The 24,176-nt window shown below is 69.6% G+C and carries 20 protein-coding genes; 7 read left to right on the plus strand and 13 right to left on the minus strand.

What is annotated here, in order from left to right:
• The first annotated feature begins 226 nt into the window (after nt 1-226).
• Nucleotides 227-1,672, plus strand: a complete 1,446-nt coding sequence (gndA, locus tag ACZ6SF_RS06960; protein ID WP_466061028.1) for an NADP-dependent phosphogluconate dehydrogenase — start codon at nt 227-229, stop codon at nt 1,670-1,672.
• 75 nt (nt 1,673-1,747) lie between these two features.
• Nucleotides 1,748-3,490, plus strand: coding sequence for an N-acyl-D-amino-acid deacylase family protein (locus ACZ6SF_RS06965; protein WP_466061029.1), 1,743 nt, complete (start codon nt 1,748-1,750; stop codon nt 3,488-3,490).
• Here ACZ6SF_RS06965 and ACZ6SF_RS06970 read toward each other — a convergent pair.
• Together ACZ6SF_RS06970 and ACZ6SF_RS06975 are read right to left on the minus strand one after the other, a co-directional pair.
• Entirely contained in the window at nt 3,397-4,344 is a 948-nt protein-coding gene (locus ACZ6SF_RS06970; protein WP_466061030.1) for an oxygenase MpaB family protein, read from the minus strand. The two genes, ACZ6SF_RS06965 and ACZ6SF_RS06970, sit on opposite strands and share 94 nt — an antisense overlap.
• A 16-nt stretch (nt 4,345-4,360) precedes the next feature.
• The gene (locus tag ACZ6SF_RS06975; RefSeq protein ID WP_466061031.1) at nt 4,361-5,317 is read right to left on the minus strand and encodes an oxygenase MpaB family protein; all 957 of its coding nucleotides are present in this window, start codon (nt 5,315-5,317) and stop codon (nt 4,361-4,363) included.
• A gap of 139 nt (nt 5,318-5,456) precedes the next feature.
• On the opposite strand from ACZ6SF_RS06975, the gene ACZ6SF_RS06980 reads away from it, so the two are divergent.
• The gene (locus ACZ6SF_RS06980; protein ID WP_466061032.1) at nt 5,457-6,080 is read left to right on the plus strand and encodes a TetR/AcrR family transcriptional regulator; all 624 of its coding nucleotides are present in this window, start codon (nt 5,457-5,459) and stop codon (nt 6,078-6,080) included.
• A 5-nt stretch (nt 6,081-6,085) separates the two neighbouring features.
• Here the strand turns inward: ACZ6SF_RS06980 and ACZ6SF_RS06985 are convergent, their stop codons facing one another.
• From ACZ6SF_RS06985 to ACZ6SF_RS07010, 6 genes are all read right to left on the minus strand, one after another.
• Entirely contained in the window at nt 6,086-7,075 is a 990-nt protein-coding gene (locus ACZ6SF_RS06985; protein ID WP_466061033.1) for an oxygenase MpaB family protein, read from the minus strand.
• 360 nt (nt 7,076-7,435) lie between these two features.
• Nucleotides 7,436-9,640 (minus strand): molybdopterin-dependent oxidoreductase, encoded by a 2,205-nt coding sequence (locus ACZ6SF_RS06990; RefSeq protein WP_466061034.1) that lies wholly within the window; start codon nt 9,638-9,640, stop codon nt 7,436-7,438.
• 141 nt (nt 9,641-9,781) lie between these two features.
• Complete coding sequence (locus tag ACZ6SF_RS06995; protein WP_466061035.1) at nt 9,782-10,834, minus strand: Gfo/Idh/MocA family protein; 1,053 nt, start codon at nt 10,832-10,834, stop codon at nt 9,782-9,784.
• A 30-nt stretch (nt 10,835-10,864) separates the two neighbouring features.
• Nucleotides 10,865-11,275 carry a YjbQ family protein gene (locus ACZ6SF_RS07000; protein WP_466061036.1) on the minus strand — a complete coding sequence of 137 codons (411 nt, stop codon included), beginning with the start codon at nt 11,273-11,275 and terminating at the stop codon, nt 10,865-10,867.
• A gap of 10 nt (nt 11,276-11,285) precedes the next feature.
• Nucleotides 11,286-12,155, minus strand: coding sequence for a Sir2 family NAD-dependent protein deacetylase (locus tag ACZ6SF_RS07005; protein WP_466061037.1), 870 nt, complete (start codon nt 12,153-12,155; stop codon nt 11,286-11,288).
• 33 nt (nt 12,156-12,188) lie between these two features.
• Nucleotides 12,189-12,419: a hypothetical protein gene (locus ACZ6SF_RS07010; protein WP_466061038.1), complete on the minus strand. Its 231-nt coding sequence runs from the start codon at nt 12,417-12,419 to the stop codon at nt 12,189-12,191.
• Nucleotides 12,420-12,872: 453 nt separating this feature from the next.
• Here ACZ6SF_RS07010 and ACZ6SF_RS07015 point away from each other — a divergent pair, with 453 nt between their 5' ends.
• The 3 genes from ACZ6SF_RS07015 to ACZ6SF_RS07025 all read left to right on the plus strand — a co-directional run bounded on the left by ACZ6SF_RS07015 (nt 12,873) and on the right by ACZ6SF_RS07025 (nt 15,755).
• Nucleotides 12,873-13,643 (plus strand): MHYT domain-containing protein, encoded by a 771-nt coding sequence (locus tag ACZ6SF_RS07015; RefSeq protein ID WP_466061039.1) that lies wholly within the window; start codon nt 12,873-12,875, stop codon nt 13,641-13,643.
• A gap of 130 nt (nt 13,644-13,773) precedes the next feature.
• Nucleotides 13,774-14,811, plus strand: a complete 1,038-nt coding sequence (locus ACZ6SF_RS07020) for a nucleoside hydrolase (RefSeq protein WP_466061368.1) — start codon at nt 13,774-13,776, stop codon at nt 14,809-14,811.
• A gap of 38 nt (nt 14,812-14,849) precedes the next feature.
• A complete protein-coding gene (locus ACZ6SF_RS07025) occupies nt 14,850-15,755 on the plus strand; it encodes an amidohydrolase family protein (protein ID WP_466061040.1) in 906 nt (301 codons plus the stop codon).
• Between the two features lies 1 nt (nt 15,756).
• Here the strand turns inward: ACZ6SF_RS07025 and ACZ6SF_RS07030 are convergent, their stop codons facing one another.
• From ACZ6SF_RS07030 to ACZ6SF_RS07050, 5 genes are read right to left on the minus strand one after another with little or no spacing between them, the layout of a single operon-like run.
• Complete coding sequence (locus ACZ6SF_RS07030) at nt 15,757-17,349, minus strand: FAD-dependent monooxygenase (protein WP_466061041.1); 1,593 nt, start codon at nt 17,347-17,349, stop codon at nt 15,757-15,759.
• 1 nt (nt 17,350) lies between these two features.
• Nucleotides 17,351-17,986 carry a TetR/AcrR family transcriptional regulator gene (locus tag ACZ6SF_RS07035; protein WP_466061042.1) on the minus strand — a complete coding sequence of 212 codons (636 nt, stop codon included), beginning with the start codon at nt 17,984-17,986 and terminating at the stop codon, nt 17,351-17,353.
• Between the two features lie 58 nt (nt 17,987-18,044).
• Nucleotides 18,045-19,037 carry a methylmalonyl Co-A mutase-associated GTPase MeaB gene (gene meaB / locus ACZ6SF_RS07040; protein WP_466061043.1) on the minus strand — a complete coding sequence of 331 codons (993 nt, stop codon included), beginning with the start codon at nt 19,035-19,037 and terminating at the stop codon, nt 18,045-18,047.
• Entirely contained in the window at nt 19,034-21,313 is a 2,280-nt protein-coding gene (gene scpA / locus ACZ6SF_RS07045) for a methylmalonyl-CoA mutase (protein WP_466061044.1), read from the minus strand. Before scpA ends, meaB begins: the two co-directional genes overlap by 4 nt.
• Complete coding sequence (locus ACZ6SF_RS07050; protein ID WP_466061045.1) at nt 21,313-23,187, minus strand: methylmalonyl-CoA mutase family protein; 1,875 nt, start codon at nt 23,185-23,187, stop codon at nt 21,313-21,315. Before ACZ6SF_RS07050 ends, scpA begins: the two co-directional genes overlap by 1 nt.
• Before the next feature lie 296 nt (nt 23,188-23,483).
• On the opposite strand from ACZ6SF_RS07050, the gene ACZ6SF_RS07055 reads away from it, so the two are divergent.
• Nucleotides 23,484-24,149, plus strand: coding sequence for a TVP38/TMEM64 family protein (locus tag ACZ6SF_RS07055; RefSeq protein ID WP_466061369.1), 666 nt, complete (start codon nt 23,484-23,486; stop codon nt 24,147-24,149).
• Nucleotides 24,150-24,176: the final 27 nt, after the last annotated feature.

A 24,176-nucleotide genomic window follows, 5' to 3' on the forward strand; every position in this document is an offset into this window, starting at 1 on the left:
GCGTACTCGGACCGGACCCGCGGCGGCGGCCGGTCGACGCCGCGGCCCCGAACCGGGCTCGACCAGGACCGCGAGGTCTTATCGGCGGGTCTGCGCGCAGGCGCGCGGAGCCACCCGGTAGAAAGAGCAGAGGCGGCCGGTGCGCTCGGCGGCGGTCCTCGCGGCCGCCGTGGCATCGGTGAGAACCGCCGTAACCGTTGGAACTGCCGAAGGAAAGAGCTGGTTCATGGCGTCCTCCACAGCGCGTGCACAGATCGGGGTCACCGGCCTGGCGGTGATGGGCAGCAATATCGCCCGCAACTTCGCCAAGCACGGCTACACGGTGGCCCTGCACAACCGCAGCGTCGCCAAGACCGATGCGCTGCTGGTCGCGCACGGCGACGACGGTGACTTCGTCCGTACCGAGACGATCGCGGAGTTCGTCGCCGCGCTGGAGAAGCCGCGGCGGGTCCTCATCATGGTCAAGGCCGGCGATGCCACCGATGCGGTGATCGAAGAACTCGCCGGGGCCATGGAGCCCGGCGATATCATCATCGACGGCGGTAACGCCCTCTACACCGACACCATCCGGCGCGAGGCGTCCCTGCGGGCCCGGGGCCTGAATTTCGTCGGCGCCGGAATCTCCGGTGGCGAGGAGGGCGCCCTCAACGGCCCCTCGATCATGCCCGGCGGTCCGGCCGAATCCTACGAATCGCTGGGTCCGCTGCTGGAATCGATCGCGGCGCAGGTCGACGGCACGCCGTGCTGCACCCATATCGGACCCGACGGGTCCGGTCATTTCGTGAAAATGGTGCACAACGGCATCGAGTACGCCGATATGCAGCTGATCGGCGAGGCGTACCACCTGTTCCGCGCCGCGCTGGACCTCGACCCCAAGCAGATCGCCGATATCTTCACCCAGTGGAACTCCGGGGAGCTGGAGAGCTATCTGGTGGAGATCACCGCCGAAGTACTGAACCAGGTGGACGCGAAAACCGGGAAACCGCTGGTCGATGTGATCGTGGACGCCGCCGAGCAGAAGGGCACCGGCCGCTGGACGGTCAAATCCGCCCTCGACCTCGGGGTGCCGGTCACCGGTATCGCCGAGGCGGTTTTCGCCCGGGCGCTGTCGGGATCGCGCGGGCAGCGCGCCGCGGCCGAGGGCCTGGCCGCCGGGACGCTCGCCACCAAACCCACCGATATCGCGCAGTTCACCGAGGATATCCGGCAGGCCCTCTACGCCTCCAAGGTCGTCGCGTACGCGCAGGGATTCGACCAGATCGCCGCGGGCAGTGCCGAATACGGCTGGAACCTCACCCCCGGTGATCTGGCGACCATCTGGCGCGGCGGCTGCATCATCCGCGCCCGTTTCCTCAACCGGATCAAAGAGGCCTACGAGGACGATCCGGCCCTGCCGAGCCTGATCCTCGCGCCGTACTTCCGGGACGCGATCGAAACCGCGATCGACAGCTGGCGCCGGGTGGTGGCCACCGCGACCCTGCTGGGCATCCCGGTTCCGGCCTTCGCGTCGTCGCTGTCGTACTACGACGCGCTGCGCGCAGACCGGCTGCCGGCCGCGCTCACCCAGGCGCAGCGCGACTTCTTCGGCGCGCACACCTACGAGCGGGTCGACGCGGAGGGCAAGTACCACACCCTGTGGAGCGAGGATCGCACCGAGGTCCGGACCGACTGAACCGGGCGCGCCGGGCGGGTCGCCGCCCGGCGTACTCCCCTTGACTCCGGTCATCCGACCAGTTGCAATGGGAGTGTGAGCTACGACACGATCATCAAGGGCGGACGCTGGTTCGACGGGACCGGCGCGCCCTCGGCGATCCGCCATCTCGGTATACGCGGCGACCGGGTCGTGGCGGTCTCCGAAACACCTCTCGACGAGACGAACTGCCCGGATATCGTCGACGCCCACGGCAAATGGGTACTGCCCGGGATGATCGATATCCACACGCACTACGACATCGAAGTGCTGAAAACGCCTTCGCTGTCGGAATCGGTGCGGCACGGGATCACCACGGTTCTGCTCGGATCGTGCTCGCTGTCCACCGTGCATATCGATCCCACCGGGGCCGGCGATATCTTCGGCCGCGTCGAGGCCATCCCCCGCGGCCACGTGATCGACACCCTGGACGACACCCGCACCTGGACCTCCGCCCGCGAATACGCCGCCGCGCTGGAGCGGCTGCCGCTGGGCCCGAATATCGCGGCCATGCTGGGACATTCCGATATCCGCACCGCCTTCCTCGGACTCGACCGGGCCACCCGCAAGGACATACGGCCCGATCGCGCCGAACTCGCCGCCATGGAGGCGGCGTTGCAGGAGGCGCTCGACGCGGGTTTCGTCGGGATGTCGGCGCAGCAGCTCCTGTTCGACAAGGTCGACGGCGAGGCCTGCCGTTCCCGTACCCTGCCGTCCACCTACGCCGGGGCCCGCGAGCGGCGGCGGCTCAACGCGATCCTGCGCCGCCGCGGCCGGATACTGCAGGGCGGCCCCGATATCACCTCACCGCGCAGCCTCGGCGCGATGATCTTCAGCAGCCTCGGAATCGGGCGGCGGCGGTTGAAGACCACCTTGCTGTCCGCGGCCGATATCAAGGCCAACCCGTTCGCGGTGTTCCTCATCGACTACCTGGCCCGGCTGGTGAACGCGCTCGGCGCGGATTTCCGGTGGCAGCATCTGCCGGTGCCGTTCGAGGTGTACGCCGACGGTATCGATCTGGTGATCTTCGAGGAGTTCGGGTCCGGCGCGGCCGCACTGCATCTGGCCGACCGGGTCGAACGCGACACCCTGCTCGCCGACGAGGACTACCGGCGGCGGTTCCGCAAGGATTACGACGCCAGGTTCGGGATGCGGGTCTGGCATCGCGATTTCTTCGACGCCGAGATCGTCGACTGCCCGGACCGGACCGTGATCGGCAAAACCTTCGGCGAGGTCGGGGTCGGGCGCGGCGGTGTGCATCCCGTGGACGCATTCCTCGACCTCGTACTCGAACACGGGACGAAACTGCGCTGGCGCACCACTATCTCCAATCACCGGCCGGAGGTGCTGGACCGGTTCGCCGCGCATCCGGGCATCCAGCTCGGCTTCTCCGACGCCGGCGCCCATCTGCGTAATATGGCCTTCTACAACTTCGGTCTCCGGTTCCTGCGGCGGATGTACCGGGCCGAACAGGCGGGCGCGCCGGTGATTCCGCTGGAGCGCGCGGTACACCGGCTCACCAGGGAGCTCGCCGACTGGTACGGCATCGACGCGGGCCGGCTGCGGGAAGGCGATCGCGCCGATGTGGTGATCGTCGACCCGGCCGGACTGGACGATTCGCTCGATGCCTACGCCGAGAGTCCGGTGGAGCAGTACGGCGGGCTGCCGCGCATGGTCAACCGCAACGACGCCGCGGTCGCCGCCGTCTATATCGGTGGCCGGTACGTGTTCGGCGGCGGCACCGCCGGCCCGGCGCTGGGCACCGAACGGACCGGGCGGTTCCTGCGAGCCCGATCCTGACCCGCCGCCGCTTCGGCCGCGGTGGGCCGCGACATCGGGTGCCGGGCGCGCTCCGGAAGCACGCGGTCGAGTAGGTTGCAGGCGATCACCACCCGGTCGAATCGCCGCGCCCGCTCGTGCGACCAGTCGATGCCCAGCCGCGGACGCAGTATCGGCGGCAGGTATCCGGCGGTGGTGAGCCGCAGCAGCGCCGCCAGCGGAACCGCCGGGATGTTCCACGCCCGGGCGGGCAGCCGGAAATCCGGATGCGGCGGCATCGGGTGGCGGTCCAGGTCGATCAGCAGGTCAGTGGTGCTGTTGCGTTCCAGCACCGCGGCGACGGTGTGGTCGAAGTAGGTGCCGAACGCGGCCCGGTCCGCCGGGATCACCCGATCCGGGATCCGCAGGACCCGTGCCTGATCGGTCCACTCGGCGTAGAGGGCGTCCTCGGTCGCGGCGTCGAACTCCTGCCCGCGCACCCGCCGCGTGACCGCGCTCGCCCAGTAACCGGTCGCGGCCACCCACAGGTAGGCGTCGGCGTTCAGCGCGTGGTAGCGGCGGCCGCGCGCGTCGACACCCTGGATATCGCGGTGCACCCGCCGCAGCCGCTCCCCTTCGTCGATCGCCGCGCGCGGGCCCTCGAGCCCGCTGAACCGGCGTGCCGAGGCCGCGGTCGAGCGGATCCGGGCCCAGCGGTCGGAGAGGAACTCCGAATGGTCGGCCACTCCCGCCCCGACCACCGGGTGGGCGACCTGCAGCAGCAGCACCGCCCGGCTCGTCAGGGCGGTTTTCCAGTCGATTCCCCGGCGCCGGCTCAGCGAATCCGGGCCCCAGGGCCGCAGCCCGTCCGCCGGCTGCTCCTCGCTCCGCGACACAGATCGGCCCTCCCGCTCAGGACCGGTCCGCGGGAACCGCGAAGGAATCCAGCCCGAAACCACGCAGCGTCCGGACCATCTTCTCGTACTGGAACCGGTTGTAGGCCAGGGGTTGCAGGAGCAGGCGATCGGGCAGATTCCGCCAGGCCCACTGCAGCAGCCGCACATAGACCGCGAACTCGAGGTCGTGGCGGGGCGCCAGTTCGAAACCGGTCAGCTCCTGGACCGCCGGATGCATCGCTTTGGACGAGCACACCTGGATCACATGCCCGACCGCCGGGCGCACCACCAGCCATACCGGGTTCAGCGCACGCCGCGCCACCGGCGGCAGGCCGAGGGTGGGCAGCGGTAACCGGGTCAGGCCCGCGAATTTCTCCACCAGGAACGGATTCGATGCCAGTTCCTCGGTGGCGACGGTGTCGTAGTACTCGCGCGCCTCGGCGAGATCGACGGGCAATTTGCCCGCGGCACTGGGCAATTCCAGATCCGCGAATGCCTCCCGCAGCATCAGGTACGCGGCCGCCTCCTCGTCCGGGCGCAACTCGGTACCGGTGCAGTAGGTGAACGTATCGAGGACCACGAAGATGCCGCTCACCGCGATCCATTTCCACAGGACCGGGTTCAGGGCGCTATATTTGACCTCGCCGAACTCCCCCGACCCGGTACCGCGCACGTCACGGTGACGCAGTTTCAGCCAGTCCGCCTCGGCACGGCGATCGTCGGAATCTCCCCACAGCGCGATCATCGCCGACGCCCCGCTACGCACCCCGCGATCGGCGAAATTGGCGGCGAACCGGCCGGTGCGGTCGACCGCGGCGGCCACCGGCACCAACGCGACCTGGTCGAAGGCCGCGCCGGCGAAAACACCCGCCAGGGCACTTCCGGAATGTTTGCGGAATTCTCGCAGGACCTCGGGCCGGATCCGGGGATCGGCGGACTGTTCGGCGGTGCGCACCGTTGCGTTGATCGCCATATCGTCACCTCGGAGAGTGAGAATGATAGTTTTAACCCCTTTAGTCTATCACCGGGGTGGCGGGGAGGACTACCGTCCGGCAGCCGGACGGGCGGCAGCGGCGGGGTTCGGGACCGGGTGAGCCGGTAGGCTCGGACGAATGGAAACAGCCGCTGCGCCGTGGGCCGAACTGCAGCAGTTGGACCCCAAATCGCGCGGTATCGTGGACGCGGCCCGGGAGTGTTTCGCCGACCACGGCTTCGAGGACACCACCATGGTGCGGATCGCCGAGGTCGCGGGGGTCGGCGTGGCCACGGTGTACCGGCGGTTCGGCACCAAATCGGCCATCGTGCGCTACGCGCTGATGGCCGAATCGCAGCGGGTCTCGACGATCGTCGCCGACGCCATGCACCGCTCGGCCGGTCCGGTGGGCGCGCTGGCGGATATGTTCGCCGCGTTCGTCGGCGAGGCCACCGCGCCCCGGCTGCTCACCCGCAGTCTGCGCGCCTCCGGCGGAGCGGGCCAGCTCACGGCGTTCCTCACCGGTGACGATGCCGTGGCGCAGGGCCGCGATCTGGTCGCCCGGTTCCTCTCCTACTGGCAGGACCGGGGCGAACTCGGCAGTTTCGATCCGGAGGTGGTGGCCGAACTGTTCGTCCGGCTCACCGTCTCGTTCATCGCCAATCCGCGCGGTGTGCTACCGCTCGGCGACGCCGACGCGGCACGCGAATTCGCCCGGCGCTACCTCGCGCCGCTGCTCTATCCGCATCCGGGCGGCGCCTGAGCCCGTCAGCCGGGGATGACGGTGATGGGATCGCGCGGGGTGTCCTGTCGCGGACGGACCGTATAGGCGGCGGATTTCAGTTCGCGCCGCTTCATCTTCCGAACCTGCTGATGATGTTTGCGCGCGTGATAGGCGATCGGGAAATAGGTGAGCCGGTCGGGCAGGATCCGGTAGGCGAAGCGGATCACCGCGTAGGCGCGCTCCAGGCTCCGCTGATCGGCCGCGGACCACTGCACGCCGATCAGATCGCGTAACCGCGGGTCCAGCAGTCCGACGATGGACAGATAGTTGAACCGCAGCATCGGTTTCGCGATCCGCCGCGCGATCGCTCCCGCCGGGGATCCCATGGCGCGGAACTGGTCCAGATCGCCGGTCCGCAGCTGACGGTACTGTTCGCGCACCTCGTCGTCGGCCGACAGCACCTCGGTGACCATATGCTCGTAGTACTCGTCGAATTCGGCACGGGTGCGGGGATATCCCTTCATCGGCACCTGCAGGATCCGGGCCAGGCGGATATTGTCGCGCAGCAGTTCCTCGAGCTCGTCGTCGCCGAATTCCCGGCCCATCAGCAGCGGCCCGGCCTTCGCGGTGGTGACATAGGCGGTCGCGATCACCCACTGGTAGGCGCCCGGATGGAGAGCGCCGATCTGCTTGCCCGCCGCGCTTTTCATGGTGAGCGGCGCATGCAGCGAACGCAGCCGGCGGCCGTCCTGGATCGCCTCGAGCCCGCCGTAGGTCCAGCGCAGCACCGAATCCACCGAACGGATCGCCCGGCCGCCCGGATCGGTCTTGGCCACGGAATAGCGGTCGGTGACCTCCCGGATCACCGGATGCAGGCCCTGCATCGCGAAGGCGGCGCCTTCCATCATGAGATAGGTCCAATGCCCGACCATTTCGGCGGTCAGCGAATCGAGCGGGACGAGTTCGAGCGGCTCGTCCTCGCGGGGGTGGGCGGCCGCGGCGGCACCGGCCGGGGTTTCGCGGGCAGTGGTCATCTGTTTCTCCTCGGGATTCTCCGGTTGTCAGCGGTAGGCGGTCTCGGCGAACCGCAGCGGACCGGCCGCCACGGGCGTCCCGGGCGGCCCGAACGTAGGAACGCGGACCTGGGCCATCACCACTCCTCGCGCTGCGCTCCGCTTCGCCGGGGAGCCACATCGGCGGCATCAGATCTCGCTGATAGTTGATCAGACCCCAGACTATCAATATCTGACTATCCCTCGCCAGGGTTGACCGGATACGATCGATATGGACGCCACCGGAACTCACTCGAGCCGCACTTACCGGACACCGGCGATCCGCTCACCCGGTCCGGTCCACACCGCCGGACGCGGCTCGCCGGGCCCCATCCCGGAGCTTCAGGCAGGTGTGAGCGTCACCGGAACACCGTTGAAGACCGCGTTCCCGGACGGCGCGTCCAGGACCGAATCATCGGTCAGCGCATTGGCATTCACCCCGGCATGTTCGGCCGCGACCCGCTGCGCGCTCCCGGCGTGACCCCAGCCGTGCGGCAGGCTCACCACCCCCGGCATGATCGTGTCGGTGGGCTCCAGCGCCACCGTGAGCGAGCCCGCCGCGGATTTCACGATCGCGTGATCGCGCAGGCCGAACCGGGCGATATCGTCCGGATGGATCTGCAGGGTGCACCGGTTCGTCCCGCTGACCAGCCGCGGCATATTGTGCATCCAGCTGTTGTTGGAGCGCAGATGGCGGCGTCCGATCAGCACCAGATCCGGTGCGGCGGAGTCCAGCCCGGCGCGCAACCGGCCGATATCGGCCAGCAGCAGGGCCGGAGCCAGTTCGACCTTCCCGGAGGCGGTACGCAGCACCTCGGGCAGCCGCGGCCGCAGCGGGCCCAGATCCATACCGTGCGGATTGTCCAGCAGGGTCCGCAGAGTGAGGTCGCCGCCGTTCCACTCCCCGTACGGGCCCAGCCGCAGCATGAGATCCAGCCGCTGCTCGGTGGTGGTGTGTCCGACGAGTTCATGGCGGCGCCCGGACAGACCGGCGCGGTCGAGGGTATCGCCCAGGACGAACTCGTCGAATGCGGCCAGCGGGTCGAAATCCGCGGTCGGATTGTGCGGCTGCCCGCTCACCGCCGCGCCCAGCCGGACATAGACCGCCGCCTCGGACGGCCGGTCGCCCAGCGCGACCAGCGGCGGGGAGTACCGCGCGTAGTTGCGGACGGCGAACTGCAGCAGGGCGAAATCGTAGTGCGGAGACTGCACCGGACGCGGCGGCGGAAGAATGACATCGGCGTGCCGGGTGGTCTCGTTGAGATAGCGGTCCACACTCACCATGAAGTCCAGCCCCGCGAACGCCTCGTCCAGCCGGGCACCGCTGGGCGCGGACAGAACCGGGTTCCCCGCGACCGTGATCAACGCCCGCACCTGCCCCGCGCCCGGTGTGGTGATCTCGTCGACCAGGGTGGCGACGGGCAGTTCACCCATGGCCTCCGGCAGTTCCCGTACCCGGCTGCGCCACCGGCCCGGCCGGAACGGTTTGGTGCGTACGATTCCCCGCGCGGCGGCGGTGGCGAACATGACTCCGCCGGCGCGGTCGAGATTCCCGGTGAGAATATTCAGCACGTCGACCAGCCACTGGGTCAGGGTGCCGAATTCGGCCGTACAGGTACCGATCCGGGCATACACGGCGGCCGTCGGCGCGGCGGCGAGTTCGCGCGCCAGCCGGCGGACCGTATCGGCGGGCACCCCGGTGCGACCGGCCACGATCTCCGGGGTGAACTCCCGGGCGGCGGCGCGCACCTCGTCCAGACCCGCCACCTCGATATCCACCGCGGTCAGATCTTCGTCGAACAGGGTGTGCACGATGCCGAACAGCAGATAGGCATCGGTGCCGGGGCGCACGAACAGGTGTTCGTCGGCGAGGGCCGCGGTCCGGGTGTGACGCGGATCCACCACGACCAGCCGTCCGCCGCGCGCCCGCAACGCCCGCAGCCGGCCCGGGAAATCCGGGGCGGTGCACACCGAACCGTTGGATTCCAGCGGATTGGCGCCCAGGATCAGCAGATAGCCGGTGCGGTCCAGATCGGGCACCGGCACCACCAGCGGGTCGCCGAACAGCAGACCGCAGGCCAGCTGTTTGGGCATCTGGTCGGCGGTACTGGCCGAGTACAGGTTCCTGGTCCCGAGTGCCCGGATCAACGCCGGTGAATAGAGGGTGCCGGCGACGGTATGCGCGTTCGGATTGCCCAGGTAGAGGGCGACCGACTGATTGCCGTACTCCGCTTTGATCGCCGGGATGCGCTCGGCGATCAGATCGAACGCCTCGTCCCAGCCGGCACTGCGCCAGGCGCCGGTGGCCCGGTCCCGGATCAGGGGTTCGGTGAGCCGGTCGGGATCGTCGTCGAGGCTGCCGAAACTCGCCCCTTTCGGGCAGAGGAATCCACCGCTGAACGGGTCCTGTTTATCCCCCCGCACCGCGGTCACCCGGTCCTGCGCGTCCAGCCTGAGCTCCAGGCCGCAGACCGCTTCGCACAGCGGGCAGGTACGCAGCAGATTCCGGGAGGTGACGGACCCGGAAGGGGACGTGGAGGTGGTCATGTCTCCATCATGGCCCGCCCCGGCGGCCCGCGCTCCCGGTTCGGCGGTTTCCGTGGCAGGAAACTGCGGCGACCCGCCCTCAGTCGTGCCGGAGGGCGACGGCCCGCGTGGCGACCCGCGAGAACCCCACGGTCGCGGCCTTCAGGGATGGACGACGGTGGCGGAAACGGCCGATTCCCTGGCGGCTTCCAGGATGCGCAGTCCGGCCAGCGCGTCGTACGGGTCGACCGGCACCGCCGCGCCGTCGAGGATCGCCTCGGCCAGGGCGGTGTAGAACGCGGGATAGTCACCGGGCAGCGTCGGGTGGGGCTCTCCGTCCGGATCCGCGCCCAGGATTCCGTAGGCGCCGGCTTCCACCGTGCCCCAGGGCTTCCCGTCCCCGGGGCGACGCCCGGCGCGCAGTTCCGCCTCCTGCGGATCCAGGCCGTACACCTCGTACCCCGCCTCGTCGCCCAGCACCCGGAAGCGCGGCCCCAGCCGCGGCGCGACAGCGCTGGCCCACAGGTGGGAACGGACGCCGCCGCCGTGGGTGAGGGCGAGGAACATATCGTCCTCGGTGCGCACCCCGGGGCGCCGGGTGTCCAGTTCGCAGTAGACCGCGGTGGGTGGGCCGAAGAGCCGCAACGCCTGATCCACCAGGTGGCTGCCCAGGTCGTAGAGGATGCCGGCGGCGTCGGCGGCCGTACCGGTTTCCCGCCAGCCGGATTTGGGCACCGGCCGCCAGCGTTCGAATCGCGATTCGAAACGCCGCACCAGGCCGAGCGCACCGCTGTCGACCAGTGTCCGCACCGTCCGGAAGTCACCGTCCCAGCGGCGATTGTGGAATACCGTCAGAACCCGCCCCGCGGTCTCCGCGCGCCGGATGAGATCTTCGGCCTCGACCGCGGTGACGGCGAACGGTTTGTCGACCACTACGGCCACCCCCGCCTCCAGCGCCCGCCGGGCCAGCTCGGCGTGGGTGCGATTCGGTGTCGCGACGACCACGACATCGATTCCCGACAGATCGGCGAAGAGGGCGTCGGCATCGGGGACGACGCGCACCCCGGAATACTCCCGGCGGGCCTGCTCGGCGCGCTCCGCCGACCCGGTGACGACCGCCGCGACCCGCATCCGGGGCTCGGCGGCCACCAGCGGTGCGTGGAAGACCGAGCCCGCGAGCCCGTATCCGATGATCGCGACTCCGAGGCTGCTCATGGCCGCGACGTTACCCGCGATCCCGGTGGCTCAGGCGGAGGTGAGAAACGACAGCCGCACCTGCCGGTCCGGGTTGTCGACATTCACATCCACCAGCGCGATGGACTGCCAGGTCCCCAGCGCGGGTTTGCCGCCGAGTACAGGAATGGTGGCATAGGGGGCGATGAGCGCGGGCATCACATGGGACCGGCCGTGACCGCGGGAGCCGTGCGCGTGCCGCCACCGGTCGTCGGCGGGCAGCAGGTCCCGCAGCGCCGCCAGCAGATCGTCGTCGCTGTAGGCGCCCAGCTCCAGGACCGCGACACCGGCCGTGGCGTGCGGGACGAAGATGTGCAGGAGTCCGTCGCCACCGGCGGCGGCCGTGAAATCCGCGCATTCGGGGGTGATGTCGCGGACCACTTCGGTCCGTCCGGTGTGCACCGCGAGAAGTGTGCTGCGCATGTACGGGAGCCTACGCGGGCCGGGCCCGGCGGCGCCGCGCCAGACCGGACAGCACCGCCGAACAACTCGCGTCCAGTTTGCGCGTGGCGAATTCGTCGCTGCGGGTCGGACCGCGGTTGACGATGACGACGGTACCGCCGGCACGGGCCACGCGGTGCACGAACCGGCGGCCCGAGAGAACGGCCAGACTCGATCCCGCCACCAGGATCACCTCGGACTCGTCCACCCACGCCGCCGCGGCCGCGACCCGGTCGGGTGGGACGCTCTCGCCGAAATAGACGATATCCGGCTTCCACATTCCGCCGCAGCGCAGGCAGTCGACCATCCGGAAGGCGGCGGTGTCCTCCACCACCGCGTCCGCGTCGGGCGCCACTTCGAGCCCGGTCACCGACGCGACGGCGAAACCCGGGTTGGCCCGGTCCAGCTGTTCGGCGAGTGCCATCCGGGATATCCGCGCACCACAGGACAGGCAGCGCACCTGGGCGTAGCTGCCGTGCAGGTCGATGACCCGGCGGCTTCCCGCCTTCGTATGCAGCAGATCGACGTTCTGGGTGATCACCCCGGTGACCACCCCGAGACGTTCCAGCTCGGCCAGCGCCCGATGCCCGGCGTTCGGCCGGGCCGCGTCCATATGGCGCCAGCCCACATGGTTGCGGGCCCAATACCGCTGCCGGAATACGGGATCGCCGACGAACTGCTGATAGGTCATCGGAGTGCGCGGGGGCGAATCCGGGCCGCGGTAGTCGGGGATACCGCTGTCGGTGCTGATACCCGCCCCGGTGAGTACGACCGTCCGCCGGTCACCGATCAGCTCGGCCAGCTCGTCGAGCCGGTCGTCGAGCGGAGAACGGGAGTCGGGCGGGAGGGCCGTAGCGGGCATATCCCGAGCGTACGTGGCGCCCGGGCGCGGGGATCAGGTCTGGACGCCGGCCAGCTTGCCCGCCTCGGCGTCCAGGCCGAGCATCGCCAGCAGGTGGCGGCAATCGGCGGCGTCGGTGGCGTGCCCGGCCACGATCCGCGCCGCGACGGCGCTGCGACGCGCGGCCTCGGCACGTTCCGCGCTGCGGATCTCGGCGAATTCGGCCAGGTCGGCCTCGGGTAGATCGTGTTCGACAGGGGTGCTGCGGCTGGATGTGCCAGGCATGGGTCTCCTTCGAGTTGCTCGAAGCCTACGCCGACGGCCGCCGCCGCACAGTGCGAACGGAAAGACCGCGGCGGGCAGGACGACACGACCGCCGCGCGCCGGGCGGAACCGGCGGCGGCGGGCACGGGAATGTCCTCTTCCGTCCGCTCTTCTCGCGCGGTACCGTGCGGCTGTTATCCGGCGGCGCGTTTCGTCCGCGCCGGGGCACGCCGGTGCCGATCGATAGCCGGATCCGTTCGTCGCGTTGCCCGGTGGAGCCGCTCCCCGCATCCGGCCCACTGTCGCTCGATGATCCGCGGGGTGAGTGTCACATCTGCGTCTATGTCAATATTGCGGCCCTTGTTTTTTACGACACATCTCCTCTAAATTCTCTTCCTGCAGGTTCGCCATTTCTGGAATGCCCGCGTTCCGCAACCGCGGCCCCCGGGCTTCCTCCAGCGAGGAGGTTCTCTGGTGGAGATAGACCACTTCAGCTACGGGTGGCTCACCCCGGCGGTGGCCTACGTGATGTCGTTCACCGGCTCGTTGCTGGGTCTACGGTGTATGAGCCGGGTGCGCAGCGGTTCCCCGTTCGACGGATGGCTCATCGCCGCCTCGGTCGCCATCGGCGGCACCGGTATCTGGGTCATGCATTTCATCGCGATGCTCGGCTTCCGGATCAACGGCGCGGCCATCCGCTACGACGTGCCGATCACCCTGGTCAGTGCTGTGATCGCCATGCTCGTCGTCTGGCTCGGCCTCTGCCTCGCCCAGCAACGGTCGCTCGGCAACCGCGGCCTGCTCATAGGCGGCGTCGTCACCGGACTGGGCGTCGGCGCCATGCACTACGCCGGAATGTACGCCATGAAAACCGATGTGGAGATCGGCTACGACTGGCCCACGGTGGCCCTGTCGATGGTGATCGCGGTACTCGCCGCGACCGCCGCGCTCTGGTTCACCCTTAATGTACGGAGCACGCTGTCCACCGTCGGCGCCGCACTGGTCATGGGTGTGGCCGTCGCCGGTATGCACTACACGGGTATGTACGCCATGCATATCGGCACCCATCACGCGACGCCGCCGACCGGTGCGGGAGCCGCCCAGCTGCTCACACCGCTGATCGTCAGCGTCAGCCTGGTGACCGTGGGGATGCTCTTCCACCTCGGGCTCACCGAGGTCAACGGCGGGGCGACGCCGCTGAACCGCCGGCCCGCCACCGATACCTACTGGCCGACCCGCGACTGACCCTCGACTCGGCCGACGCGTTTGCGTCACGTGACACGATCGCGCCGCCGCGGTGGAACGGACGCGGCGGTGCGGCGGATGCGCCCGCCGCCCACCCCGATAGGCTCTCCGGGTGCGGCAGCGGATCATCATGGACGTCGATACCGGGGTGGACGATTCTCTCGCCCTGCTGTATCTGCTGGCCAGCCCCGATGCGGAGATCGCCGGAATCGCGTCCACCGCCGGTAATGTCCCCGCCGCCCAGGTCGCGATCAACAATCTCGCCTGGCTCGAACTGGCCGGCGCCCCGGAGATCGAGGTCGCGCTGGGAGCCGCCGATCCACTCGAGATCCCGCTGCGCACCACCGAGGACACCCACGGCCCGCAGGGGGTGGGATACGCCGAACTCCCCGCCCCCTCGCGGCGCATCTCGTCGCGCCCGGCCGACCAACTGTGGGCCGATCTCGCCCGCCGGTATCCCGGCGAACTCATCGGCCTGTGCACCGGTCCGCTCACCAATCTCGCACTCGCCCTGCGCATCGAACCGGAGCTGCCACGGCTGCTGCGACGCCTCGTGATCATGGGTGGCGCGTTCAACCATCCCGGGAACACCACCCCGACCAACGAGTGGAATATCCACGTCGACCCGGAGGCCGCGAAAATCGTCTTCGACGCCTTCGCCGCGGCCCCACCGGACCGACGGCCGCTGATCTGCGCTCTCGATATCACCGAGACCATCGAGATGCGGCCGGTCCATCTGGCCCGGCTGGCCGAACGGGCCGCCAGCCTGCCCGTCGAGACGGTCTCCCCCAGCGACCCGCCCGGGGCGCGCTCGGTGACGAGCAATCCCGTCATCCGCCACCTCACCGACGCCGTACGCTTCTATTTCGATTTCCACCAGAGCTACGACCTGGGTTATCTGGCCCATATGCACGATCCGTTCGCCGCCGCCGTCGCGCTGGACCCCACGCTGGCGCGCACCCGACCGGCCACGGTCGACGTCGAACTCACCGGCACCCTCACCCGGGCCACCACGGTGGCCGACTGGGCGGGTATGTGGGGGCGGCCGCCGAACGCCGATATCGTCGTCGGTACCGATCCGGCGCGTTTCTTCGACCGCATGATCGGCCGGATCGGAGATTTCGCGCGGGAGCGCTTTCCGGCCGAAACCGGCACCGAGCAGCGGTGAACGCGGTGTCGCCCAGCCGTTCCGAGAGGAGTTCCACGTTGCCTACCGCCTCCGCGTTACCCGAGGTCGCCGCCGACGAGGCCTATCTGGCGGAGTTCAGGCAGCGCCTGGGCCTGCCCGGACTCATCGACGTCCACACCCATTTCATGCCGCATCAGGTGCTGCGCAAGGTGTGGGCCTACTTCGACGATGTCGGGCCGTTGACCGGCCGGCCCTGGCCGATCACCTACCGTGCCGAGGAATCGGTGCGCCTGGAAACGCTGCGGCGGTTCGGCGTGCGCGCGTTCACCGCCCTGGTCTACCCGCATCGGCCGGATATGGCGGCCTGGCTCAACGAGTGGACCGCGGAGTTCGCCGCAGAGGTGCCCGAATGCCTGCATACCGCGACCTTCTACCCCGAACCCGCCGCGGCCGGGTACGTCCGGACCGCCCTGGAGCGGGGCGCCCAGGTGTTCAAGGCGCATATCCAGGTCGGCGCCTACGATCCGCGCGACCCGCTGCTGGACCCGGTCTGGGGCATGCTGTCCGACGCCGGAGTGCCGACGGTGATCCACTGTGGTTCCGGTCCGGCACCGGGCGCCTTCACCGGACCCGGACCGGTGGCCGAGGTACTCGCCCGCCATCCCCGGTTACCCCTGATCGTGGCCCATATGGGGATGCCGGAATATACGGAGTTCCTCGATCTCGCCGACCGCTTCTCCGGGGTCGCCCTCGATACCACCATGGCGTTCACCGATTTCGCGGAGGCCGATATCCCCTTCCCGGTCGCCGATAGGCAACGCCTGGCCGACGTCGGCGACCGGATCATGTTCGGCAGCGATTTCCCGAACATCCCCTATCCGTACCGGCATGCCTTCCAGGCCCTGGAACGCCTCGAGCTCGGCGACGACTGGCTGCGCCGGGTCTGCTACCGCAATGCCGCCGAACGATTCGGGGCGGCCTGACTCACGGCCGGGACTCCGGTGCCGCCTCCTCGGGAACGGCGCGTTCCCGCGGCGATCCGACTCCCGCCCAGCGGGCGAGCGCCGCACGGCACGCGGCGATCTCGCCCGGGCCGGGGGCGTTCTCCGTGGCCCATACCACCCGGCCGTCCGGCCGCAGCAGGACAGCGGTGGCCGCGGTGTCCTCGGTGCGGGCGCGGATCACCGCGATCCGGTCCGGTAGCCCGGTGAGCGTTTCCGCCCAGGCCCCGGCGGCACCGAGGTCCAGCAGCAGCGGACGACCGTCCCGGATCAGTTCGGCCAGCCGCGCGGTGCCGTCCTCGGTGCGGAGTATCAGATCCGGGGCGGCGAACCCGACGAGCGGATGCGGATCGGCGACGCCCATGTCGTAGCGCACATCCGTCCCGGCGATCAACGCCGCGATCCGGGCGACCGCGAATTCGTCGGTGAGCAATTCACCGAATACCGCGCGCAGCGCGGTGATATCTTCTCCGGGCGCGAGCAGCGCCGTCTGGGCTCGCGCGGCCAGTTCCGTCCGCGTGGCCACCAGCCGGCGTTCCCGGTCGTAGCTGTCGAGCAGGTCCGGTGGCGCCCATCCGTGCAGTTGCGCGGCGAGCCGCCAGGCCAGCTCCACCGCGTCCGGTAGCCCCACGTTCAGTCCCGGCCCGCCACCGCCGGTGTACACATGCGCGGCATCGCCGGCCAGGAAGACCGGCCCGTCGCGGAATCGTTCGGCGACCCGGGTATGGCCGCCGCGCAGCCGTCGCAGCAGATGAGGACCGGGCCCCTCGGGCGGACCCAGGGCAATCTCGGTGCCGAGGACCCGCGCGATACTGGCCTCCATCTCGCCCAGCGTCATCGGATGATCGGCCGGCGGCTCATCCCATTCGACGGTGGCCAGCATCGGCGGCCGCCCGGGAAACGGAGCATAGGTGAAGCCGCCGCGTTCGGTGCGCAACGGCAGGAAGGGCAGGACCGGCTCGATACCGGGCACCCGCAACGCGCCGGAAACGGGGTCCACCCGGTCCGGGGGAATGGACGCGTGCACGGTCCGCGCGGTCGTCCGGTCGTAGCCGATACCCGGAAACCCGATACCGCGCTGCTTGCGGACAATACTGTGGGCGCCGTCGGCCCCGACCAGGTAGCGGGCGGGCAACCGGGCCGGACCGTCCGGGCCCGAGACCGCCACCTCCACCCCACCGCCCACGATGTCGACACCCACGACCGCACAGCCGCGCCGGATGTCGATCCCCAGCTCCGCGGCGAGCCCCGAGAGCGCGGCGACCATCTGCGGCTGCGGGATCGGGAGTGTGTACACCGGGCCGTCGTCGAGCAGGCTCAGGTCCAGGGCCAGACCACCGAACATGAAATAGCGGTCGTTGGGGCGGGGCGGGCCGGGAGTTCCGCTGAACAGCTCGTACAGACCGCGGCGGTCCATCAGCGGGACCACATGTCCCACCAGTCCGTTGGCCCGCGGCTCGGTATCCGGGCCGGGGTTGCGTTCGAGGACCAGCGGGCGGATTCCGGCCCGGCCGAGTTCGCAGGCCAGGAGCAGGCCCACCGGACCGGCTCCGGCGATGATCACGTCGTACGGCATCTCAGCTCCCGGCGGTCGGTTCGGGCAGCCCGGCGGCCACCTCGTTCAGGGCGGCGCGGAGCACGGACGCGATCGACTCCGGTGACCGGGTGCGCACCGAATGTTCGGTGGCCACAGCGCAGGCCGCACCGACCACCGCGGCCATCAGCTTCGGATACATATCCCGGTCCGGATCGGCGCCGATCCGGGCGGCGACGGCGGCGGCCAGGTCACGCTGCGCGAGCGCGTCGGCCTCCAGCACCGCACCGCGCACGGCGGGTTCGGCCAGGATCTCGCCGATCCGCTCGGCCCACCGGCTCCCCTCCGGCTCGCTCGTCTCCGGATCGCCGTGTCCGAGACCGAATCCGTCCAGCACGGCCGTGGTGATCGCGGTCCACAGCGGTTCGCCGGCGGGACGGGCGGCCAGCCGGCGGCCGATCTCGTGCATCCGGTCCAGATGCCGCGAGGCCACCGCCTCGGCCTTGCTGCCGAAATAGTTGCGGAAGGTGCGGTCGGAGACCCCGACCACGGCGGCGACGTCCTCGACGGTGACCGCGTCCCAGCCCTTGTCGACCGACAACCGGATGGTGGCCAGACTCAGCGCGAGGCGGGTCTCCCGTTTCTTGCGTTCCCGTAAACCGGGTTCGGCATCGTCCATACCGACCAGCGTACGCACTTCTTTCCGCTTTGGAAATATTTCCCCTGCGGAAAGTTTTTCAGCTGTCGAACGCCCTCAGCAGCTTCTCGGCCGCCAGCGCCGCGGTCAGGGTGCCGTGCCGGACCTCGCGTTCCACCGCACCGCGCAGGGCCTTCACGTCCGGGTTGTCCGCGAGCCGGCGCAGCAACTGGTCGTGCACCATGGTCCAGGTCCAATCGACCTGCTGGCGGCGGCGTTTCTCGGCGAACTCCCCCGCCTCGGTGAGTACCCGGCGGTGGTCCAGCACGGTCTGCCAGAACTGCTCCAGCCCGGTGCCCTCCAGACCACTCATGGTGAGCACCGGCGGCCGCCACAGGGCGTCGTGCGGATGGATCAACCGCAGGGCACCGGTGAGCTCCCGCGCCGCGCTCTTGGCCTCGATCTCGTGTTTACCGTCGGCCTTGTTCACCGCGACCAGATCGGCCAGTTCCAGGACACCCTTCTTGATGCCCTGCAACTGATCGCCGGTCCGGGCCAGGGTGAGGAAGCAGAACACGTCCACCATATTCGCCACCGTCACCTCGGACTGGCCGACGCCGACGGTCTCCACCAGGATCACGTCGTAGCCCGCCGCCTCGAGCAGCACGATGGTCTCGCGGGTCGCCTTGGCGACTCCGCCGAGAGTGCCGGCGGTCGGCGACGGCCGGATGAACGCGTCCTCCTGCACCGACAGCCGCGCCATCCGGGTCTTGTCGCCCAGGATCGACCCCCCGGTACGCGTCGAGGACGGATCGACCGCCAGTACCGCGATCCGGTGCCCCTCCCCGATCAGGTGCATTCCCAGGGCGTCGATGAAGGTCGATTTCCCGACTCCCGGCACACCGGTGATCCCGACCCGGTTCGACAGCGCCGCACCGGTTTCCGGAGTCAGCCGCAACAACAGCTGCTGAGCTTGTTCACGGTGGTCGGACCGGGTGGATTCGACCAGGGTGATCGCCCGTGCCAGGGCGGCCCGCTCACCGGAGCGGACCGCCTGCGCGAGCGCGTCGACATCGATCGTGCGCGCACTCATCCCTGGGCTTGCGCCTCCGATTCGCCGGCGCCGAGTTCGTGGCCCAGCGCGGCACCGAGCTTGCGCAGCAGGTCGATCGCGGCATCCGCGATCACGGTGCCGGGCGGGAAGATCGCCGCGGCGCCGGCCTCGTACAGCTCGTCGAAATCACCGGGCGGGATGACTCCGCCGACGATGACCATGATGTCGGGCCGGCCGACATCGGCCAGCGCCTGCCGCAGCGCGGGCACCAGCGTGAGATGGCCCGCGGCCAGCGAGGACACCCCGACGACGTGCACATCGTTGTCCGCCGCCTGCCGCGCCACCTCGTCGGGGGTCTGGAACAGCGGGCCCACGTCCACGTCGAATCCGAGATCGGCGAAGGCGGTGGCGATCACCTTCTGGCCGCGGTCGTGGCCGTCCTGGCCCATCTTCGCGACCAGGATGCGGGGACGCCGCCCCTCGGCCTCGGCGAACTCCTCCACCAGCTCCCCGGCGGTGGTGATGTTGGTGACCTTGCCGGCCTCGTCGCGATACACACCGGACAGGGTACGGATCTCGGCCTGATGGCGGCCGTAGACCTTCTCCAGGGCGTCGGAGATCTCCCCGACGGTGGCCTTCGCGCGCGCGGCGTCGATGGCCAGGGCGAGCAGGTTGTTCTCCATCCCGCCCTCGGACGAGGCCGCGGCCCGGCTCAATTCGGCCAGCGCGCGGTCCACCGCGTCCTGGTCGCGATCGGCCCGCAACTGCCGCAGCTTCTCGATCTGCTCGGCCCGCACCCGCGAGTTCTCGACCTTGAGGACCTCGACCTCGTGGTCCTCGACCGCCTGGTACTTGTTGACGCCGATCACCGGCTGCTGGCCGGTATCGATACGCGCCTGGGTACGGGCGGCGGCCTCCTCGATACGCAGCTTGGGAATACCCTCGCCGATGGCCTGCGCCATCCCGCCGTGCGCCTCGACCTCGGCGATATGGGCGCGGGCGCGGTCGGCCAGCTGATGGGTCAGCCATTCGACGTAATACGAACCGCCCCACGGGTCGACCGGCCGGGTGGTGTTGGACTCCTGCTGGATCAGCAGCTGGGTGTTACGCGCGATACGGGCCGAGAAATCGGTCGGCAGCGCGAGCGCCTCGTCCAGGGCGTTGGTATGCAGCGACTGGGTATGCCCCTGGGTCGCGGCCATCGCCTCGATACAGGTGCGGGCCACATTGTTGTAGGCGTCCTGCGCGGTCAGCGACCAGCCCGAGGTCTGCGAATGGGTCCGCAGCGACAGTGATTTCGGGTTCTTCGGATCGAATTTCGCGACCAGTTCGCTCCACAGCAGCCGGCCGGCCCGCAGTTTGGCGACCTCCATGAAGAAGTTCATGCCGATGGCCCAGAAGAACGAGAGCCGCGGTGCGAACTTGTCGATCTCCATACCGGCGTCGATACCGGCCCGCAGGTACTCCACGCCGTCGGCGAGGGTGTAGGCGAGTTCCAGATCGGCGGTCGCTCCCGCTTCCTGGATGTGATAGCCGGAGATGGAGATCGAGTTGAACTTCGGCATCTTCGCGCTGGTGTAGCCGAAGATATCGGAGATGATCCGCATCGAGGGCTTCGGCGGATAGATGTAGGTGTTGCGGACCATGAACTCTTTCAGAATATCGTTCTGAATCGTTCCGGCCAGCTGCTCGGGCGTCACACCCTGCTCTTCCGCCGCCACCACGTACAGCGCCAGGATCGGCAGCACCGCGCCGTTCATGGTCATCGAGACACTGACCTGATCCAGCGGGATCTGATCGAAGAGCTGGCGCATGTCCAGGATGGAATCGATGGCGACACCGGCCATGCCGACATCACCCTGTACACGCGGGTGATCGGAATCGTAGCCGCGGTGGGTGGCCAGGTCGAAGGCCACCGACAGACCCTTCTGACCGGACTGCAGGTTGCGCCGGTAGAAGGCATTGGAATCGGCCGCCGTGGAGAAGCCCGCGTACTGGCGGATGGTCCACGGCTGATTCACATACATCGTCGGGTACGGGCCGCGTACGAACGGCGCGACACCGGGCACGCTGTCGAGCGGGAATCCGGCCTCGGCGACCGCGTCACGATCGTTCTTGGTGAACACCGGTGGCACGTCGATGCCCTCGGGCGTCGACCACACCAGCTGCTCGGGGGTGTAGTTGTTGGCCGCCGCCGACGCCTGCACGAAGGCGTCGCGCGCGGAATCGCCGGCCGGTTCGGGGGTGAAACCCGGTTCGGTGAGCGGTATCTCGGCGAAACTGCCGATCACCTGCTCGATTCGCTGTGTCGTCATCAGGCTCCCACCTTCTCCAGCAGGGCGGTCAGGGCGGCGACCGCGTCGATGCGGGCCGCCAGGAACCCGTCGGGGCGCCGGGCCTCGTCGATACCGGCCAGCACCTTCTGCGGACCGGCCAGCAGGACGGTCTCCACGCCCGCGCCCCGCAGTTGCTCCACCGCCGCCGCGGCGTCGGTGCGGTACCGGGCGTCGGTACCGCACAGCACCGCGATGGTCGCGCCGGAATCCTCGGCCGCCGCGGCGATCTCGTCGCCGGCGAGAGGACCGGGGTTGACCGATTCGATACCGCCGGACGCGAGCAGGTTGGCGATGAAGGTGACGCGCACATTGTGCTCGGCGACGGTGCCCAGCGGCACCAGCAGCGCCCGCGGGCGCGCACCGTGGGCCGCCAGGTAGGCATCCGAACGGTCACGCAGACTGTCGAACGCCGCCCCGTAGCGCTGTCCGGGGCCGGCCGCGCGGGCCGCCTCCGACAGCGGCTTCTCCGCCAGGTTCGGGAATTCGTTCACCCCGGTCACCGCGGTGCGCCGATGCGCGATATCGGCTTCCCGGCGGGTGCGGGTCGCCCCGATCTCCGAGGCGAGCAGGCCGGAGTCCAGCGCGGCGCGGTAACCACCCGCGGCCTCGATCTCCTGCATGAACGTCCAGGCCGCGGTGGCGAGATCGTCGGTGAACCGTTCGACATACCAGGAGCCCGCGCCGGGATCCTGCACATGACCGAGATGGGATTCCTCGAGCAGCAGCAACTGGGTGTTGCGTGCCATCCGCTGCGCGAACGCCGCGGAGACGCCGAGCTCACCGGCCGGCAACGCCGAATCGAACGGGAGCACCGTGACGGTATCGGCGCCGCCCACCCCGGCGCCGAAGGCGGCCAGCGTGGTACGCAGCAGGTTCACCCACGGATCGCGGCGGCTCATCATGGCCGCGGAGGTCACCGCGTGCTGCGGCGCGGCACCGTCCGACGGGGCGCCGAGGGCGTGCGCCACCCGGGCCCACAGCCGGCGCGCGGCGCGAAACTTGGCCAGTGTCGCGAACTGGTCGTCGGTGGCGGCGAACCGGAATTCCAGCTGGCGCAGCGCTTCGGGCACCGGCAGCCGGGCGGACAGCAGCCGCAGGTACTCGAGACCGGCGGCGACCGCCGCGCCCACCTCCTGCGCGTCGGACGCGCCCGCGTCATGGAAGACGGTGCCGTCCACGGTGATCGCGCGCAGGGTCTCGGTACGTGACGCGAGCCGCGCGGCCAGGTCGACGGTGTCGTCGACATCGAGGTCCCCGGCTCCGGAGAACGCGGAGGTCAGCGGCGCGGCACCGAAGGCGACCCGGATCTCGCTCCGCTCGGGGACCCGGTACCCGTCGAGGACGGCGAGTACCGCATCCGCGGCCTCGGCGGTCGCCGCGCCGGCCCGCAGGCTCAGCGGCGCGAGTTCGAAGAGCAGACCGTTCAGCGCGGTCGCGAGACCCTCGACCGGCAACCCCTCGGCGCCCACTGTCAACTCCACGGCGCTCAGGCCGTTTTCCAGCCCGCTCAGGATCTCCCGATTCGCGGCGGCGGGCTCCCCGGCCCGGATCCGAGCGCTCACATACCACCCGCGATGGACGTCGCGGGTGCCGTCGCCGCCCCGGATGAACGGATAGGCGCCGGGCAGCGGCTGCTCGGGCAGTTCGTCACGGTGGGTGTAGAGCGGCGCGATATCCAGTCCGTCGTAGGTGGACTGATTCAGCAGCTTTTCGGGTTCGTCACCGAGTTCGGCCGCGTCGACCTTGCGGGCCTTGGCCAACACTCCCGCCACACCTTTGCGCCAGGCGGGATAATCGGGCACCGCGGACGAGGACGGATCGGCTCCGGCCGCGGGCTCTGCAGCAATCGGCATACCCTGTTCCCTCTAGTTCGTTCCAGTACAAGCGCACCACCTGCGTGCGCGGGTACCTTGGCATCCGCCCAGCTCAGCGAATACTTTGGTTAACGGGCATTCAGCCCGCTCCTCCGATGCTAGCGGGATGCCGCACCGCGACTCCGCGTGACCACCGTTACCAGCGAGTAACCTGGCCTACCGCGGACCCGGCCGGACCCGGGTGCAGACGGCATACTCCGTCCGCACCACCTCACCGGCATCGCACCGACCGCAGGCTCCGGGGCGGCGACCGATACCCTCTCCCGGTGTCTCGTATGCTCCGCGATCGGCGGCTGATCCTCGTACTGTGCTGCGTGGCCGTCGTCTGCGCGGCGGCATTGCTGACCCCGCTGCCCAGCCCACGCCTGATCCAGGAGTGGGCCGATGGAGCCGGGCCCTACTTCCCGGTGCTGTTCTTCCTGGCGCACACCCTGATCACCATCGCCCCCGTCCCCCGGACCGTGTTCACCGTCGCCTCGGGCCTGCTGTTCGGTCCCGTGGTGGGCCTGGCGGTCGCTGTCACCGCCTCGACACTCAGCGCGGCGGCGGCGTTTCTCCTGGTCCGCGCCGCGGGACAGGAAAGGATCGCGCCCTACCTGGCCCATCCGACCGTCCGGATCGTCGACGAACGGCTGCGCCGGCGCGGCTGGCTGGCGGTGGGGGCGCTGCGGCTGATCGCCTTCGCGCCGTTCTCGGTGGTGAACTATTCGTGCGCACTGTCCTCGATCCGGTTCTGGCCCTATCTCGGCGCCACCGTGGTCGGCATCCTGCCGGGCACGGCCGCGACCGTGGTCCTGGCCGACGCGCTGACCGGCGGCACCCACCCCGCCATGGTCGCGGTATCGATCGTCTGTATCGCCGGTGGAATGCTCGGCCTGCTGATCGACCAGCGCTGGAAGCCGGTCGAACCCGTTCCGGTGGTATCGGCGTCCCGCGACTGAACACCACCCTCCACACGCGACACCGCG

This window comes from Nocardia sp. NPDC049935, assembly GCF_055586645.1.

Bases quoted from the DNA above. Each gene is read 5' to 3' on its own strand.
- gndA (WP_466061028.1), top strand. From the start codon at position 227: ATGGCGTCCTCCACAGCGCGTGCACAGATCGGGGTCACCGGCCTGGCG.
- ACZ6SF_RS06975 (WP_466061031.1), bottom strand. From the start codon at position 5,317: ATGGCGATCAACGCAACGGTGCGCACCGCCGAACAGTCCGCCGATCCC.
- ACZ6SF_RS06980 (WP_466061032.1), top strand. From the start codon at position 5,457: ATGGAAACAGCCGCTGCGCCGTGGGCCGAACTGCAGCAGTTGGACCCC.
- ACZ6SF_RS06985 (WP_466061033.1), bottom strand. From the start codon at position 7,075: ATGACCACTGCCCGCGAAACCCCGGCCGGTGCCGCCGCGGCCGCCCAC.
- ACZ6SF_RS06990 (WP_466061034.1), bottom strand. From the start codon at position 9,640: ATGACCACCTCCACGTCCCCTTCCGGGTCCGTCACCTCCCGGAATCTG.
- ACZ6SF_RS06995 (WP_466061035.1), bottom strand. From the start codon at position 10,834: ATGAGCAGCCTCGGAGTCGCGATCATCGGATACGGGCTCGCGGGCTCG.
- ACZ6SF_RS07000 (WP_466061036.1), bottom strand. From the start codon at position 11,275: ATGCGCAGCACACTTCTCGCGGTGCACACCGGACGGACCGAAGTGGTC.
- ACZ6SF_RS07005 (WP_466061037.1), bottom strand. From the start codon at position 12,155: ATGCCCGCTACGGCCCTCCCGCCCGACTCCCGTTCTCCGCTCGACGAC.
- ACZ6SF_RS07010 (WP_466061038.1), bottom strand. From the start codon at position 12,419: ATGCCTGGCACATCCAGCCGCAGCACCCCTGTCGAACACGATCTACCC.
- ACZ6SF_RS07020 (WP_466061368.1), top strand. From the start codon at position 13,774: ATGGACGTCGATACCGGGGTGGACGATTCTCTCGCCCTGCTGTATCTG.
- ACZ6SF_RS07030 (WP_466061041.1), bottom strand. From the start codon at position 17,349: ATGCCGTACGACGTGATCATCGCCGGAGCCGGTCCGGTGGGCCTGCTC.
- ACZ6SF_RS07035 (WP_466061042.1), bottom strand. From the start codon at position 17,986: ATGGACGATGCCGAACCCGGTTTACGGGAACGCAAGAAACGGGAGACC.
- meaB (WP_466061043.1), bottom strand. From the start codon at position 19,037: ATGAGTGCGCGCACGATCGATGTCGACGCGCTCGCGCAGGCGGTCCGC.
- scpA (WP_466061044.1), bottom strand. From the start codon at position 21,313: ATGACGACACAGCGAATCGAGCAGGTGATCGGCAGTTTCGCCGAGATA.
- ACZ6SF_RS07050 (WP_466061045.1), bottom strand. From the start codon at position 23,187: ATGCCGATTGCTGCAGAGCCCGCGGCCGGAGCCGATCCGTCCTCGTCC.
- ACZ6SF_RS07055 (WP_466061369.1), top strand. From the start codon at position 23,484: ATGCTCCGCGATCGGCGGCTGATCCTCGTACTGTGCTGCGTGGCCGTC.